We start from the raw sequence: 15,187 nt of genomic DNA, 5'->3' as shown, positions 1-15,187 counted from the left end.
TCACGACAACTGCATCGGCGAGATGCTCAACCTGCTCGATGAGCTGGGCATCGCCGATGACACGATCGTGATGTACAGCACCGACAACGGCCCGCACATGAACAGCTGGCCCGATGCCGGCATGACCCCGTTCCGCAACGAAAAGAACTCCAACTGGGAAGGGGCTTATCGGGTGCCTGCCCTGGTGCGCTGGCCTGGCAAGATTGCGCCCGGCACCCTGTTCACCGGCATCGTCAGCCACCTCGATTGGCTGCCCACCCTGGTGGCGGCGGCGGGGGAACCGGAGATCAAGGAGAAACTCCTGGAGGGCCATCCGGTGGGATCGAAAACCTTCAAGATCCACCTGGATGGCTACAACATGCTCGACTACTGGACCGGGCAGAGCGACAAGAGCCCCCGGGTGGAATTCTTCTACTTCTCCGACGACGGCGATCTCACCGGTCTGCGCTACGACAACTGGAAGTTCGTCTTCATGGAGCAGCGTCAGCCTGGCACCTGTCAGATCTGGGCCGAACCCTTCACTGTCCTGCGTCTGCCGAAGATCTTCAACCTGCTCACCGACCCCTACGAGCGGGCCGACATCACCTCCAACACCTACTGGGACTGGATGCTCGACCACGCCTTTGCGCTGGTGCCGGCCCAGACGATCGTGGGCCGATTCCTGGCCACCTTCCAGGCCTACCCACCCCGCCAGAAGGCCGCCAGCTTCTCCCTGGAGGAGGTGATGAACAAGATGACCTCCGCCGCCAGCGGCGGTCACTGAGGGCGAGCCACCATGCAGGTCGCGCCATGACGCCGGGGCGCCCCCTGGCGCGGGACATGGTCTGGATCCCCGCAGGCAGCTTCCTGATGGGCTCCGTCCACCACGACCCGGAGGAGGCTCCGGCCTCAATCGTGTTCGTGCCACCGCCCGGACCGATCGGCACGGGCGATCCCTATGGCTGGTGGCAGTACCGGCCCGCTGCCCGCATGGCCCAGGGGAACGACACTTCCACTTGTCAGATGGGCTTTCGTTGTCTTGTGAGGAGCTGAACCATGCCGGAACTTCCCCTGATCGAGTGGCTCGATCGGTTCGCGGTTGGGCTGCGGTTCGTGCTGGAAGGCGTGTCGCTGGTGTGCGTGGCCCTGGGCTTCGCGGCCACGCTGCGCCAGGCCGTGCGCTTGAACTTGCACCAATCGCTGCGCCTGGTCCACGGTCGCCAGCCCCCGGGCCGGCGGTTCAACAGCCTCCGCCTCACCTTCGGCAGCTGGCTGTCAATGGCCCTGGAGTTTCAGCTGGCCGCCGATATCGTGGCCACCACCACCGCACCCTCGAATCAGAACCTGATCCAGCTGGGTGTCATCGCCGTGATTCGAACGTTCCTCAACATCTTCCTGGGCCGGGAAGTGGAACTGGAACTGAAGTTCGAGGACGCCCAGCGCCAACAGAACCAGCCAGGTTCTCCCACCGATATCTCTCTTCCCTGATGTCGAACTTCAACAACGAACTGGCCAAGGAGCGCCACAGGGCGGCGGCAGAGCGCACGATGATGGCCTGGATCCGCACCTGCGGGTCGGAATCGTGGCGATGGCCACGGCAACTCGCCAGCACCTGCGCACGCTCAAACTGATCCGGCGCAACGACTTTCTCTATGCCGATCAGCATTCGATCAGCACCTTCATGGCGATGGCGCTCACGCTCATCGGTGTCTTCGCGTTTGTTCTGTTGGTGATGGGTTCCCCTCTCGGTTGACGTCCATGCCCCAAGCCGCCGCCGCGCTGGTTACAGCCACCATCGTCACCTTGATGTTCAGCCTCGGTCTGGGGTTGAAGCAGTACCCGTTTCTGCTGCTCAGGGATCGGCCAGCCTTTCTCTGGCGCGTGATGCTCGGCACTTGCGTCCTGGTGCCCCTGGCCGGTCTGGCGCTGGTGCTGTTGCCCCTGCATGGCCTGCTGAGTCGGCCGGTCTGGGTGGCCATGGGCTTGATGCTGGCGTGTCCCAGTGCTCCTTTGATCCTGTTCCGGGTGCGCAGCAGTGGCGGCACCACCGAACTCGCGGCGCGGCTGCAGATCGCCGCGGCGCTGCTGGCCATCGTCACGATTCCGCTGCTGGAGATCGTGTTCCGTGCCGGCGCCGGCCTGCGCGGCTGGGAGATGGTTGATTGGGGAATCACTCCTGCCCAGGTGGCGGAGCAGGTGCTGAAGGTGCAGGTGCTGCCGGTGATCGCCGGCGTGCTGCTGGGGCAGTGGAAGCCGCAGCTGGCCCAGCGTTGCAGCCAGACCCTCGGCAGCCTGGCCACGGCCCTGCTGCTGCTGATGATCGTGGCGTTGGTGGTGCTCAGCGGCAAGCACTTGCTGCCGTTCCTGCAGCAGAACCTGGTGGGCCTGGCCGCCATGGCCGTCCTCAGCGTGCTCAGTCTGGCGATTGGCTACGTCCTGGCTGGAGCGGATGCCCTTGAGCGCCGCACCGTTGCCCTGGTGACGGGCATGCGGAACACGGGATTGGCGGCCCAGTTGGCCCTCACCTACGGCAAGGGCATGCCCGATCTGATCCCCGGGATCCTGGCTTACGTGTTGATCACGGTGATCGTCACCACCCTGTTCCTGAAATGGCAGCAGCGGGAGCTGGCGCCCTGCGGCTAATGATGTGGCTGATCAGCCGTTCTGGTGGCTGGTTTTCGGCACGCTGCTGGCGTTGCCCCGGCGGTGGCGCCTGTCCTTCGGCGTCGTGCGCCAACCTGTACAGGCTGTACAGAATTCACTCCAGCCTTGTAGGCGGCACCGCCACCGCCAGCACAACCGCCGCCACCGGGAACCCTGGAGCATGCTCCGTTCCCCCCTGTTGCCGCTGCTGCTCCTGCTCGCGGTGCTGGTGCAGGCCCAGCTGCGGCCGCTCCAGCCCGCCGCCGGGGATCCGTTGCGGCTGCTCGCCGGGGCCGATGGCCCCCAGCCGGCGCTCCTGCAAGGCCACCTGTTGAGCGATCCTGTGGCCGCAGGGGCCGCCCCTTCCGCCCAAGCGGCTGCCCACGCTGGCCTGGCCGGTCCCTGCCGGGTGCTGCTTCAGACGGCAGGGGGCCGCAGCGAGCTCAGCTTCAGCACCTGTCCGGCCCTGCGCGAGGGCTGGGGCGTGCGGGTGAGCGGACAGCTGCGGCGCCCCCGGCCGGCCCCCCACCCCCTGCTGGCCGGACCCGCCGAGCGCCTGGCCCGCCAGGGCAGCTGGACCCGTCTGACGGTGGAGCAGCTGGAGGTGCTCAGCCGGCCCGCCACCCCGATCGCCGACCTGCGCCGCATCATCGCCGCCCGTTTCATGGCCGCGGCGGGTCCGGAGCAGGGCGGCTTGCTGGCGGCCCTGGTGCTGGGCAGCGCCGTGGTGCCCCTGCCGGCCGAACTGCGCGCCGATTTTCGCGTCGCCGGGCTCTCCCATGCCCTGGCGGCCTCTGGATTCCACCTCAGCGTTCTGCTGGGCGCCGTCCTGGCCCTGGGCCGGGGCCTTGGCCGTTGGACGCGGCTGGCCTTGGGCGGTGGCGCCATTGCCCTGTTCCTGATGCTGGCTGGGGCCCAGCCCTCGGTGGTGCGGGCGGTGCTGATGGGGGCCATCGCCCTGGTGCTGCTCGAGAGCGGCCGCCGGGCACGCCCCCTTGGACTCCTGGGCCTCAGCCTGGCGGGCATGCTGCTGCTGCGGCCGGCCTGGCTCCACGACGTGGGCTTCCAGCTGAGCGCCGCCGCCACCGCAGGCCTGGTGCTGACGGCCAGGCCCCTGGAGCAGGCCCTGGCCCAGCGGCTTCCTGGTGGTGCCTCTGGCAGCGCCCCCTGGTGGGTGGGCTGGCTGGCGCCCGCCCTGGCGGTTCCGGTGGCCGCCAGCCTCTGGACCCTGCCGCTGCAATTGCTCCATTTCGGTGTGGTGCCCCTCTATGCCGTGCCGGCCAACCTGCTGGCGGCCCCCCTGCTCACGCCGCTCACCCTCGGGGCCATGGCCCTGGCGGTGGTGGCCGTGCTGCTGCCCTTCCTGCTGGCGCCCCTGCTGGTGCCCCTCGGCTGGCTGGCGCTGCTGCTGCTCCAGCTCGCCCATGCCGTCGCCGGCCTTCCCATGGCCCAATGGCAGAGCGGCCGGCCCCTGCCCCTGCTGGTGCTGCTGTTCACGCTGGCCCTGCTGGGTCTGGTGCTGCCCGGGCTGGGCCGGCGCCGGCGCTTCCTGGCGGCCAGCCTGGGCCTCGGGGTGCTGGTGCTGCATCTGGTGCTGCTGGGCGGCGACCAGTTGCTGCTGGTGCACCAGGGGGAGGGTGGTCCCGCCCGCGACCTGCTGCTGGCCCGGCACCGGGGCCGCGCCGCCTTGGTCAGCACCCGTGCCGACGGCTTCAGCTGCCGCCAGGCCGGCCAGCTGGCCCAGGGCCTCGGGGTGGCTCGCTTCGACTGGGCCCTGCTGCTGGATCCGGTGGCGGCTGTCGATCCCGCCTGCTGGAGTAACCAGGCCGGACGGGTGGTGGCCTACGGCGATGGCGCGGCGCCCCTGGCCGCCGGACAGCGGCTGGCGAGCCGGGGGCTGGCGGTGCAGGCCCTGGCCATGGACAGCCACGCCCTGCTCCTGCACCTGGGCCGTCAGCACTGGCTGCTGTTGCCCGATCGGCAATCACTGGCCAGCTGGCGATCGGGCCAAACACCAACGGCTGCAAAGGCGTCCGCCGGCAAGGCGGCGGAGTCCGTGTGGCTGGGCGTCCGCCCCCGGCCCGCCGACCACCGCGCCCTGCTGGCCCTTGGGCCGCGGCAGCTGTGGCTCAGTGGGCCGGGCCCAGCCGGGGCTCCCCTGCCGCGGGGGTGGCGGGCCAGCGGGTCGAGCGGCGCGCTGACCGCTCCGTAAGATGCTCCCTGGCCGAAGGGTCAGGAGAGGTGGCTGAGTGGTCGAAAGCGAACGACTCGAAATCGTTTGAAGGGAAACCTTCCGTGGGTTCGAATCCCACCCTCTCCGTTTCATTCCATCAGCAAGCCTGGCCGTTGACATCAGCCCTCAACGCCGTGGCTCGAATCAGGAATGGAACAGCAGCACCAGGCCCGATTTCACCTGGTGAAACTCCCGTTCTTCCCGGCTCAGATCCAGACCCACCTGTAGCCCTTCCCTGAGCGCCACATCGAAGGGCGGGGCCGGCGGCGGCTTGCCGTCACACCAGAGCGCCGCAATGCCCACCGACGTGGCATGCCACCGGAAACAAGCGGTTTCGCCGATGGAAGGCTCCAGCAGGGCATCTTCGAGGAGCTCGCGGATCGCCATCGTGTCCCGGCTCTCGCCATCCCAGTCGTCGCCTTAGCTTCGGCAGGGAGACCCGCAAGGGCAATCGCCTGAGAGTTTTCGTGATACTGGCGCCTACGGTGCCTGCCATGGAGGCCTTCCCCACCCCTGTCGCCCTGGTGCATGAGTGGTTCACACCCCGGTCCGTGGGTGGGTCCGAGCAGGTGGTGGCGGAACTCGATCGGCTTCTGGTGGAGCGGGGAGCCCCGCCCGAGCTCTTCGCCCTCGTGGACGGGGAGAGCGGCAGGCCGGGCAGCTGGCTGTCAGGCCGGAGGATCCAGACCAGCTTCATTCAGCGGCTGCCCTGGGGGGTGAGCCACGTCCAGCAGTACCTGCCATTGCTGCCCCTGGCGATCGAGCAGCTGGATCTGTCCGGCCATCCCCTGGTGATCAGCAGCAGCCATCTGGTTGCCAAAGGCGTGATCACTGGCCCGGACCAGCTGCACGTCAGCTATGTGCACACCCCGGCCCGCTACGCCTGGGACCAGATGCATCCCTACCTGGCCCGTTCCGCCCTGGCCCGCGGGCCCCTGGGTCCCCTGGTGCGGCTGCAACTGCACCAGCTGCGTCAGTGGGACGTCGTCAGCAGCGTCCGGGTGGATGCCCTGGTGGCCAATTCGCGGTTCACCGCCCGCCGGATCCGCTCCTTCTGGCGCCGGCACGCCCATGTGATCCATCCCCCTGTGGCGGTGGAGCGGTTCCGTTGGGATCGGCCCCGTGACGATGTGTACGTGAGCCTCTGCCGGTTGGTGCCCAACAAACGGGTGGATGTGGTGGTGGAAGCCTTTACCCGCACCGGTCTGCCCCTGGTGGTGCTTGGCGACGGTCCCGAACGGCGCCGCCTGGAGGCGATGGCGGGACCCCAGGTCCGCTTCCTTGGTCGCCTGTCGGATCAGGAGACGGCGGGCTGGCTGGAGCGGGCGCGGGCCTTTGTGTACGCCGGGATGGAGGATTTCGGCATCGCGCCGGTGGAGGCGATGGCCGCCGGCGCCCCGGTGATCGCCTTCGGGCAGGGCGGGGTGCTCGACAGTGTGCGCTGCCTCAGGGAGGGGGAGCCAGGTCCCACCGGCCTGTTGTTCCCGGAGCAGAACGCCACCAGCCTGGCGGCGGCCCTGGAGTACTTCGAGGCGGGCCGGCTGTGGCGAACGCTGCCGGCGGAGGAGCAGCGGTGCTGGGCGGAGCGCTTTGCCCCGGCGATCTTCCGGGGACGCGTGGAAAAACTGCTCGACAGGCTTTGGCAGCAGCACCGTCGCCGCCTCCGCCGTCCTGTGCCTCTGACCTGAGTGGCCCCCCGCCATGGAGTTCCGGTCCTGCTGATCCTTAACTTCATCTATCGAAGCAGTCCCCCATGCTCTCTTCCATCGGGACCTCCTACGCCACGAGACAGCTCGTGACGGCTCCGGCGCAGGTGTTCACCGCTGAAGAGTTGATCGCCATCCAGTCCAAGCGGGATCGCGTCGTCAAGCGCAGTGGCGACATCCTTTTTTCGCTGGCGGTGCTGACGCTCGGAGCCCCGGTGCTGCTCACCCTGGCCCTGCTGGTGAAGGTCACCTCCAGGGGCCCGGTGTTCTACGTGCAGCAACGGGTGGGCCGTGATTACCGCAGTTTCGGTTGCATCAAGTTCCGCACCATGCGCCGGGACGCCGATCGACTGCTCTCCAAGCTGCTGGCGGAATCCCCTGATCTCGACGAAGAGTTCCGCAACGATTTCAAGCTCAGGAACGACCCCCGCATCACCCGTCTGGGCAAGTTCCTGCGGCGTTCCAGCCTGGATGAGTTGCCCCAGTTCCTCAATGTTCTTCGGGGCGAGATGAGTGTGGTGGGTCCCCGTCCCATCGTGACCAGTGAGCTGGTCCGCTACGGCAACCGCATGGATGAGGTGCTGGCCGTCCGCCCAGGTCTGACGGGGCTGTGGCAGGTGTCCGGCCGCAACAACCTCAGCTACCCCGAACGGGTCCGGCTGGATGTGCGCTATTCCCGCCGCCGCAATCTGTTGATGGACCTGCGCATCATCCTGCGCACGATCAGCGTGATGCTCGATCCCCGTGACCGCGGCGCCTACTGAAGCGTGCTCCATGCAGCCAGCCCCCAGAGGGCCGGCAGCGCCAGCAGCAACCAGAGCAGCTCCAGCCGAACCCCCAGGTCCAGAATCCGCTCCACAGCTTCCGCATCGGGCGCCCGTCCTGCAGCCGCCAGGATCGGCTTGATCCGGACGCCATCGGGGTAGGTATTGGCCCCTCCCAGGCGCACGTCGGTGGCGTGGGCGAAGGCCGCTTCTGACACCCCGGCATTGGGGGAGGGGTCGGGGGCTCCGTCCCTCAGGGCCGCCCTAAACCACCGGGGGGTCTGACGGGGGTGTCCCGCCGCCAGGGGCAGGCTCAGGGCCACCAGCCGGGTGGGGAGCCAGGTGAGCAGGTCGTCGAGGCGGGCGCCTGCGCTGCCCAGCCAGCGCAGGCGCCCGTGGCGGTAGCCGAGCATCGAATCGAGGGTGCTGGCCGCCTTGAAGCTCCAGGCCAGGGCCAGGGGCCCCGGCAGAGAAGGCCCCAGCACCATCAGCGCCGCCCCGACCAGCATCCAGAAGAGCGGGGCGAACAGACCGTCGACGGCGTTTTCAGCGGCGGTTTCGGCCGCGGCCCGCAGGATCTCCGCCTCCGCCAGCTGGCTCACCTCGCGGCCCACGATCCTGGCCAGGCGTGCCCTCGCCAGGGGGAGGTCGGGTAGCGCCTCCAGCACGTCCCGCACCGCCCGGGCCAGACTGCCGCCGGCCAAGGCGCTGGCCAGGCCCAGCACCAGCAGGGGGGTGCCCACCAGGGGGGCGCGCCTGGCGAGGGCCTCGATCCCCCAGCCCGCCAGGCCGCTGCCGGCGACCACCAGCAGGGCAAGCAGGGCCCCGCCCAGGCGCAGGCGCCGCGGGGCGTCGCCGGCCCAGGCTTCCACGGCCCGGCGCAGCCTGCCGATGGCCCACCCCATGGCCTCGACCGGGTGCGGCCACCAGAGGGGGTCCCCCAGCCACCGATCCAGCCCGCAGGCGAGCAGCACGAGCAGGGCGGGGCTCAACGCCAGTGACGTTGCAGCAGGGGCAGCAGGGCTCCGGCCCCCAGGAACGCCAGCAGCTGGATCGGCAGGCTGCCGGCCAGGCCGATCACCTGGGCGATCAGGCCCATCCCCAGACTTCCCACCAGGCCCCCCAGGGCCGAGGAGCGCTCCAGGCGGTTCCAGTTCTGCTGCAGGTCTCCGGCCGGATCCACGCCGATCGCCAGACTGGCGTCCGCCACGGCCGCCAGCAGGCCGAAGGGCACGAACAGCAGCACGCCCCCCCAGCCACCGACAAACTGCGTGGCCAAAAGCATGGCGCCCATCAGCACGTAAGGCAGCCGCGGCGGCAGCCGCAGGCCCCAGGCTTCCGCACCGGTGCGGCCCAGGCCGTAGGCCGTCAGCACCAGGCCGAAGTCAAAGCAGTTGCCCGCCGCCTCCTGGCGCACCCACAGGGGCAGCAGGGCGAACAGGCCCCCGAACAGCAGCCCCTGCAGCACGCCGCTGGGCTCCAGCCGCAGGGCCTCCCCGTCCCGATCGGCGCTGGGGTCTGGCTGGGGGCGGTCGCCGGCCTGGAGCGCGCCGATCAGCGGCGCCAGGGGCAGCAGCAGGACCAGGGCGCTGCCCAGCTGGAGCAGGGCCTTGCCCAGGGGGAACAACAGGGCTGTGAGCAGGTTGCCCACCAGCCGGCCCGCCTCGGCGCCGGCCCGCAACTCGGCGATCGGCACCGCCCCGAAGCCGTGCAACTGGCGCTGCAGCGGCTCCTGGGCCAGGCGCAGGCCGATCGCCAGCAGGGCGATGCCCAGCAGGGGCCCCAGCACCGAACGGCCCAGCACACCGGCCGCCACGGCCAGCAGCAGCAGCAGGCTGAGCAGCTGGATCAGGTAGCCGAGGCGGATCCGCTGGGGCAGGGGCAACAGCAGCGGCAGGGTGGCGAGGGCGGGCAGCACCCCGTTCACCAGCGGTGACGGGGTGAGGCCGCTCAGCAGCCAGGCGGTGGCTCCGATGGCGAGGGTGCCACCAGCCTGGCTGCTGCTCCAGGCCAGGGTCAGCAGGCGCCTGTGCATCGGGAGAGGTTCAGGCGGCCTTGAGCCAGCTGAACATCGAGCGCAGGCCCTTGCCCACCTGTTCGATCGGATGGGCGGCATCGCGCTCGCGCGCTTTGGCCATCTCTGGCTTGCCCGCCTCGCACTCCGCCACGAAGTTGCGGGCGAAGGTGCCGTCCTGGATGTCGGCCAGGATGCGCCGCATCTCCGCCTTGGTGTCGGCGGTGATCAGTCGCGGGCCGCTGACGTAATCGCCGTACTCGGCGGTGTTGGAGATCGAATCGCGCATGGCGGTGAGGCCGCCCTTGACCATCAGATCAACGATCAGCTTCACCTCGTGCAGGCACTCGAAGTAGGCCAGCTCGGGCTGGTAGCCCGCTTCCACCAGGGTCTCGAAACCGGCCTTCACCAGTTCGCTCAGGCCGCCGCAGAGGACAGCCTGCTCACCGAACAGGTCGGTTTCGGTCTCTTCTTTGAAGTTGGTTTCCAGGATGCCGGCGCGGGTGCCACCGATCCCCTTGGCGTAGGCCATCGCCAGGGCGCGGGCGTTGCCCGTGGCGTCCTGCTGGATGGCGAAAAGGGCGGGCACGCCCTGGCCGTTCTGGAACTCCCAGCGCACGGTGTGGCCGGGGCCCTTGGGGGCGATCATCACCACGTCCACGTCGGCGGGCGGCTGGATCAGGCCGAAGCGGATGTTGAAGCCGTGGGCGAAGCTCAGCACCTTGCCGGTGCTGAGGTGGGGCGCGATCTCGGCGGCGTAGACGGCCTTCTGGGCCTCATCGGGCAGCAGCACCATGATCCAGTCGGCCTTGGCGCAGGCGTCGGCGACGCTCAGGACCTCAAGGCCGTCGGCCCGGGCCTTGGCGGCCGAGCGGCTGCCGTCGTAGAGGCCCACCATCACGTCGACACCGCTGTCCTTGAGGTTCAGGGCGTGGGCATGGCCCTGGGAGCCGTAGCCGATGATGGCCACCGTCTTGCCGGTCAGCAGGCCGAGATCGGCGTCGGAGTCGTAGAAGAGCTGGGCCATTCCGGGCGGCGGGCAGGGCAAACGCAGACTTTAGGTGTGCGTCCGCACCGGCCTCAGCCGCCCGCCGCTTCCGAGGGGTGGGCGATCACCCGGTCGATCAGGCCATAGTCCTTGGCTTCGGCGGCGCTGAGGAAGTAGTCGCGGTCGGTGTCCTTGGTGACTTTCTCCAGCGGCTGGTCGCACATTCCGGCCAGGGACTGGTTGAGCATGTCCTTGATGCGCAGGATCTCGCGCGCCTCGATCTCGATGTCGCTGGCCTGGCGCTGGCTGGTGCCGCCCAGGGGCTGGTGGATCATGATCCGGCTGTGGGGCAGGGCCAGACGCTTGCCCTTGGTGCCGGCCGCCAGCAGGAAGGCGCCCATGGAGGCCGCCAGCCCGACGCAGATCGTCACCACGTCGGATTTGACGTATTGCATGGTGTCGAAGATCGCCAGTCCGGCGGTCACCGAGCCGCCCGGGGAGTTGATGTACAGGTAGATCGGTTTGGAGCTGTCGTCGGAGTCGAGATACAGCATCTGGGCCACCAGGCTGTTGGCGATGCCGTCGGTCACCTCCTGACCGAGGAACAGGATCCGCTCCACCCCGAGGCGGGTGTAGATGTCGACCCAGCGCTCGTACTGGCTGCCGGGGAGGCGGTAGGGAACGCTGGGGGTGCCGATGGGCATGTCGGGAAGGCTCTCGTTCGGAGCCGGGGAGAGGAGATGGTGGAAAGGGTCGGCCAGTGGCCGTTGAGCAGCGGGGCTCAGCCCACTGGGGCGGCCGCCGGCAGGTCCTTGCGGCTGGTGAGCACCCGGTCGATCAAGCCGTAGGCCTTGGCCTCCTCCGCCGTCAGGTAGGTCATCCGGTCGGAGTCGCGGGAGAGGTCCTCGACCCTCTTGCCGGTGTTCTCGGAGAGGATTTCCAGCATGCTCTGCTTGTTGTGCAGAACCTCCTTGGCCCGGATCTGAATGTCGCTGGCCTGGCCGCGGGCGCCGGAGCGGGGCTGGTGCAGCACGATCGAGGCGTGGGGCAGCGCGGCCCGCTGGCCCTTGGTGCCGGCTGAGAGGATCATCGCGGCGGTGCCCATGGCCTGGCCGATGCAGATGGTGTGCACCGGAGGCTTCACATAGCGAAGGGTGTCGCAGATGGCGAAGGCTTCGGTTTCGAAACCGATGGCTTCACCGGAGTACCAGCTCGTTCCGGTGGAATTGATATAGAAAAAGATCGGCTTGTCTGGATTGTCAAATTCCAGGTAAAGCAGCTGGGCGATGATCAGCTCGGTGACATCAATGCCCATCTGACGCTTGGCGTCGTCGTCGGAAAACAGGGGCAGGCCCAGATAGACGATCCGTTCCTTGAGCAACAGGGACGGCAGATCCGGCGGCGGCGTGCGCATCGCTGCGGAATCGCCGTAGTAGGGGGCCGACACCGTCATCCGCGCTCACCAGCACTCTTGAGGCAGGAGCCTAGCCGGGGCCAGGAGGCTGGTGCTCCTGCACGGCGACGGGTTTCCCACCCTGCTTGTCGAGGCCCCGGCCGTTGCCCCGCTCCCCGGGACGGTCCTGATTGCGGTCGCAGCGGGCGAAGACCATGCGGCCGGTGGGCGTCTGCAGGGCACCGGTGACGGTGACAGGCAGACGCTCGCCGATGCGGCGGCGGGCATCCTCCACCACCACCATCGTGCCGTCCTCCAGATAACCGACGCCCTGGTCGGCCTCCTTGCCTTCCCGCACGATCTTGAGCTGGAGCCCATCGCCGGGCTGCACCTCGGGGCGAAGGGCGATGACCAGCTCGCTGAGGTTGAGCACCTTCAGCTCCTGCACCTGGGCCACCTGGGCCAGGTTGAAGTCGGCGGTGAGCAGCGTTCCGCCGGTGTCGGCGGTGAGCTTGAGCAGCTTGTCGTCAGCCCCGTTGCCGCTGTAGCGCGTGCTGTTCAGCACCAGCCGGCGGCCGTAGTCCTCGCGCAGTTCGGTGAGCAACTTCAGACCCCGGCGCCCCTTGGCCCGTTTTTCACTGTTGGAGGAGTCGGCCAGGGCCTGGAGTTCGTCGATCACGGCCTGGGCCACGATCACCTGGCCCTCCAACAGACCGGAGGCCAGCAGGCCCCGGATGCGGCCGTCGATGATCACGCTGGTGTCGAGGATCTTGGCGCTGGCGGGGAGCAGCACCCCATCAGCTACCAACAGGGCCTCGGTGCTGGCCGGGTTGAACAGGCGCAGCAGGGTGCGGCCATGCACCTCCGCCAGGTTGTACCCCAGCACCCCGAAAAAGACGTTGCTGAGCACCGCCGCCAGTGGTTTCACCAGCACCACTTCCCAGGGCAGGGGCAGGAGCAGGATCGGCGCCAGCAGCAGATTGGCCACCAGCAGGCCGAGGATCAGGCCCACCGCCCGGCTGATCAGCAGGTCGGTGGGCATGCTGCGCACCTGGGCCATCAGCCGCCGGCGCAGTTGCTGAAAGAAGATACCGGCGATCAGGCCGAAGAAGGCACCAAAGCCACCCATCACCGAGCGCAGCCCCTCCGGGTTGGTGACCTCCACCAGAAGTTGCTCTGGCAGCAGATCGACGCCGAGCCAGCCGGTGGCTCCCCCTGAGATCAGGAACAGCAGCAAGATGAGGGTGTCCACCATGCTTCGAAACCCCGACGCCTTGGCCGCCCTGCAGATATGCAGAGAAGCTTGGCCGATCTTCCGCCGTTTGGGTCCCTGGGATTACCGCCCGTGATGGATCCCCGATCCGCCTACGTCCACATCCCCTTCTGCCACCGGCGCTGTTTCTACTGCGATTTCCCGGTGGTGCCCCTCGGCGACAGGGCCGACGGGGCCACGTCCGGGTCGGTCGCCGCCTACCTGAGCCTGCTGCACCGGGAGATCGCCACCTCCCCCGGCGGCCCGCCGCTGGCGACGGTGTATCTGGGCGGCGGTACCCCCTCGCTGCTCAGCAGCGCCCAGGTGGCGGGGATCCTGGAGGCCCTGGCTCGCCGCTTCGGCCTGGCGCCGGGGGCGGAGCTGAGCCTGGAGCTTGATCCGGCCAGCTTTGACGAGGCCCGTCTGGCGGGCTACCTGGCCGCGGGGATCAACCGCGTCAGCCTGGGTGGGCAGAGCTTCGACGATGGCGTGCTGGCGGACCTGGGACGCCGCCACCGGGGGGCTGAGCTGCGTGAGTCGGCCGGCTGGTTACGCCAGGTCCATCGGCGGGGGGCCTTGGTCAGCTGGAGCCTGGATCTGATCCAGGGGCTGCCGAGTCAGAACGTCGCCCACTGGGACGGCCAGCTCAGTGAGGCCCTGGCCCTGGAGCCCCCCCATCTGTCGGTGTACGACCTGAGCATCGAGCCTGGCACGGTCTTCGAGCGGCGTCTGGAGCGCGGGGAGCTGGCCCTGCCATCGGAGGATCTGGCCGCCGATCTGATGGACCTGACCTGGGCCAGGCTGACGGCTGCCGGCTACGGCCACTACGAGGTGTCGAACTACGCCCTGCCTGGCCACGCCTCGCGCCATAACCGCGTCTACTGGAGCGGTGCTGGCTGGTGGGGGTTCGGCATGGGCGCCACCGGGGCCCCCCGCGGTCGCCGGCGGGCCCACCCCCGCACCCGCGAGGGCTATGCGACGGCGCTGGCGGCCACCGTGGCTCTGGCCGCCCAGGTGGAGGAGCCGGCTGAGGCTGAGGAAGGCCTGCCCTTCGACGAGCGGCTGATGGTGGGCCTGCGCTGCCGTGAGGGGGTGAACATGGACCGGCTGGCCCGCCAGGAGCGCCTGGAGGCGTCCCAGGTGAAGGCGCTCCGGGAGCGGCTCGGGGCCTACGAGCGGCGGGGCCTGTTGTGCGTCGAGGGGCCCCGCTGGCGCCTGGCGGATCCGGCGGGGCTGGCCCTCAGCAATGGGGTGCTGCGGGAGATGCTGGCCTGGTGGCAGGAGTTGGCGCTGGAGCGGCAGCCGGCCCCTGCTCCCTGACCCAACGCCCGAGGACCTCCACCGCCAGGGCCCGGCCCTCCATCAGGGGGGGGCTGAAGGGGGGCTGCCGGCTTGTGAGGCCCAGCAGATCGGCCGTCACCCGCACCTGGCCGTCGCAGCCATCACCGGCGCCAATGCCGATCACCGGGATCACCAGGGAGGCACTCAGCTCGCTGGCCAGTTCCGCTGGAACATGCTCGATGACCAGGGCGAAACAGCCGGCCTCCTGTAGAGCCAGGGCCCGTCTCCGCAGCCGCTCCTGACTGACGGGATCCCCGGCCTGGCGCCGGTAGCCCAACTGATGCACCGACTGGGGGGTCAGCCCCAGGTGTCCCATCACCGGAATCCCGCTGCGCACCATCCGATCGATCACGGTGAGGGTCTCGGGTTCGGCCCCCTCCAACTTCACCGCTACGGCGGGGGTTTCCTTCAGCACCCGGCCCGCGGCCGCCACCGCCTCATCGGCACCGCACTGGTAGCTGAGAAAGGGGAGGTCGCAGATCAGCAGCGGCGGATGATGCGCTGCCGCTGCCGCGAGCCCACGGCCGGCGGCGCGGCAGTGGTGGAGCATCTCCTCGAGGGTGACCGGCAGGGTGGTGGCATGGCCGAGCACCACCATCGCCAGGGAGTCGCCCACCAGCACCGCATCCACCCCGGCGCCGGCCACGACGGCGGCGGAGAGGGCGTCCCAGGCCGTCAGCATGGTGATTGCCAGCCCCCCCTGCTTGCGCCGGGTCAGATCAGCGGGACGCAGGGGCACGGCAAGGTGGGCGGAGGGGGCATTGCTAGCATCGTCCCGACTCGGACCCACGCGGCTCTGACGCCCAAATCTGGTCAGGACCGGAAGGGAGCAGCCACACGGGATGCTCAGGGCAGGCGTGGATTCCGGGTCACC

At 69.2% G+C, this 15,187-nt stretch carries 17 protein-coding genes, 1 tRNA gene and 1 other RNA gene; 11 read left to right on the top strand and 8 right to left on the bottom strand.

Translation table 11 applies throughout. The features are described from left to right. The 7 genes from KQ305_RS07320 to KQ305_RS07290 form a co-directional block, all read left to right on the top strand. A partial coding sequence (locus KQ305_RS07320; RefSeq protein ID WP_259724757.1) for a sulfatase-like hydrolase/transferase occupies window positions 1-763 on the top strand: 763 nt, incomplete at its 5' end. A 26-nt stretch (window positions 764-789) separates the two neighbouring features. After that, window positions 790-1,032: a formylglycine-generating enzyme family protein gene (locus KQ305_RS07315; protein WP_259724756.1), complete on the top strand. Its 243-nt coding sequence runs from the start codon at window positions 790-792 to the stop codon at window positions 1,030-1,032. Between the two features lie 3 nt (window positions 1,033-1,035). Next, window positions 1,036-1,467, top strand: a complete 432-nt coding sequence (locus tag KQ305_RS07310) for a DUF1622 domain-containing protein (protein ID WP_259724755.1) — start codon at window positions 1,036-1,038, stop codon at window positions 1,465-1,467. 94 nt (window positions 1,468-1,561) lie between these two features. Further along, a complete protein-coding gene (locus tag KQ305_RS07305) occupies window positions 1,562-1,732 on the top strand; it encodes a hypothetical protein (RefSeq protein ID WP_259724754.1) in 171 nt (56 codons plus the stop codon). 5 nt (window positions 1,733-1,737) lie between these two features. Beyond that, window positions 1,738-2,622, top strand: coding sequence for a bile acid:sodium symporter family protein (locus KQ305_RS07300; protein WP_259724753.1), 885 nt, complete (start codon window positions 1,738-1,740; stop codon window positions 2,620-2,622). A 181-nt stretch (window positions 2,623-2,803) separates the two neighbouring features. Continuing rightward, window positions 2,804-4,834, top strand: coding sequence for a ComEC/Rec2 family competence protein (locus tag KQ305_RS07295; protein WP_259724752.1), 2,031 nt, complete (start codon window positions 2,804-2,806; stop codon window positions 4,832-4,834). A gap of 23 nt (window positions 4,835-4,857) precedes the next feature. Then, window positions 4,858-4,942, top strand: a tRNA-Ser gene (locus tag KQ305_RS07290). 57 nt (window positions 4,943-4,999) lie between these two features. Here the strand turns inward: KQ305_RS07290 and KQ305_RS07285 are convergent. Continuing rightward, a complete protein-coding gene (locus KQ305_RS07285) occupies window positions 5,000-5,242 on the bottom strand; it encodes a hypothetical protein (RefSeq protein WP_259724751.1) in 243 nt (80 codons plus the stop codon). Between the two features lie 107 nt (window positions 5,243-5,349). On the opposite strand from KQ305_RS07285, the gene KQ305_RS07280 reads away from it, so the two are divergent. Then, the gene (locus tag KQ305_RS07280) at window positions 5,350-6,543 is read left to right on the top strand and encodes a glycosyltransferase (protein WP_259724750.1); all 1,194 of its coding nucleotides are present in this window, start codon (window positions 5,350-5,352) and stop codon (window positions 6,541-6,543) included. Between the two features lie 65 nt (window positions 6,544-6,608). Continuing rightward, window positions 6,609-7,325, top strand: a complete 717-nt coding sequence (locus KQ305_RS07275; RefSeq protein WP_259724749.1) for a sugar transferase — start codon at window positions 6,609-6,611, stop codon at window positions 7,323-7,325. On the opposite strand, the gene cbiB is transcribed toward KQ305_RS07275, so the two are convergent. From cbiB to KQ305_RS07245, 6 genes are all read right to left on the bottom strand, one after another. Next, entirely contained in the window at window positions 7,319-8,317 is a 999-nt protein-coding gene (gene cbiB, locus KQ305_RS07270; RefSeq protein WP_259724748.1) for an adenosylcobinamide-phosphate synthase CbiB, read from the bottom strand. The genes KQ305_RS07275 and cbiB overlap by 7 nt on opposite strands. Next, the gene (locus KQ305_RS07265) at window positions 8,314-9,360 is read right to left on the bottom strand and encodes a hypothetical protein (protein WP_259724747.1); all 1,047 of its coding nucleotides are present in this window, start codon (window positions 9,358-9,360) and stop codon (window positions 8,314-8,316) included. Before KQ305_RS07265 ends, cbiB begins: the two co-directional genes overlap by 4 nt. Before the next feature lie 10 nt (window positions 9,361-9,370). Beyond that, window positions 9,371-10,366 carry a ketol-acid reductoisomerase gene (ilvC, locus tag KQ305_RS07260; RefSeq protein ID WP_259724746.1) on the bottom strand — a complete coding sequence of 332 codons (996 nt, stop codon included), beginning with the start codon at window positions 10,364-10,366 and terminating at the stop codon, window positions 9,371-9,373. Between the two features lie 53 nt (window positions 10,367-10,419). Continuing rightward, entirely contained in the window at window positions 10,420-11,031 is a 612-nt protein-coding gene (locus tag KQ305_RS07255) for an ATP-dependent Clp protease proteolytic subunit (RefSeq protein ID WP_259724745.1), read from the bottom strand. Window positions 11,032-11,108: 77 nt separating this feature from the next. Then, a complete protein-coding gene (locus KQ305_RS07250) occupies window positions 11,109-11,780 on the bottom strand; it encodes an ATP-dependent Clp protease proteolytic subunit (RefSeq protein WP_259724744.1) in 672 nt (223 codons plus the stop codon). Window positions 11,781-11,811: 31 nt separating this feature from the next. Continuing rightward, a complete protein-coding gene (locus KQ305_RS07245; protein ID WP_259724743.1) occupies window positions 11,812-12,975 on the bottom strand; it encodes a PIN/TRAM domain-containing protein in 1,164 nt (387 codons plus the stop codon). Window positions 12,976-13,068: 93 nt separating this feature from the next. Here KQ305_RS07245 and hemW point away from each other — a divergent pair, with 93 nt between their 5' ends. Continuing rightward, window positions 13,069-14,292, top strand: coding sequence for a radical SAM family heme chaperone HemW (hemW, locus tag KQ305_RS07240; protein ID WP_259724742.1), 1,224 nt, complete (start codon window positions 13,069-13,071; stop codon window positions 14,290-14,292). Here hemW and panB read toward each other — a convergent pair. Then, on the bottom strand, window positions 14,213-15,046 hold the full coding sequence (panB, locus tag KQ305_RS07235) for a 3-methyl-2-oxobutanoate hydroxymethyltransferase (protein WP_259724759.1): 834 nt from the start codon (window positions 15,044-15,046) through the stop codon (window positions 14,213-14,215). The two genes, hemW and panB, sit on opposite strands and share 80 nt — an antisense overlap. A gap of 44 nt (window positions 15,047-15,090) precedes the next feature. Here panB and ffs point away from each other — a divergent pair. Then, an RNA gene (gene ffs / locus KQ305_RS07230) (signal recognition particle sRNA small type) lies at window positions 15,091-15,187 on the top strand.

This window comes from Synechococcus sp. CS-1332, from assembly GCF_025127995.1.
GTDB lineage: Bacteria > Cyanobacteriota > Cyanobacteriia > PCC-6307 > Cyanobiaceae > Cyanobium.
The sequence above is the reverse complement of the archived record's forward strand: the minus strand, read 5'-3'. Positions and strand labels throughout refer to the sequence as shown.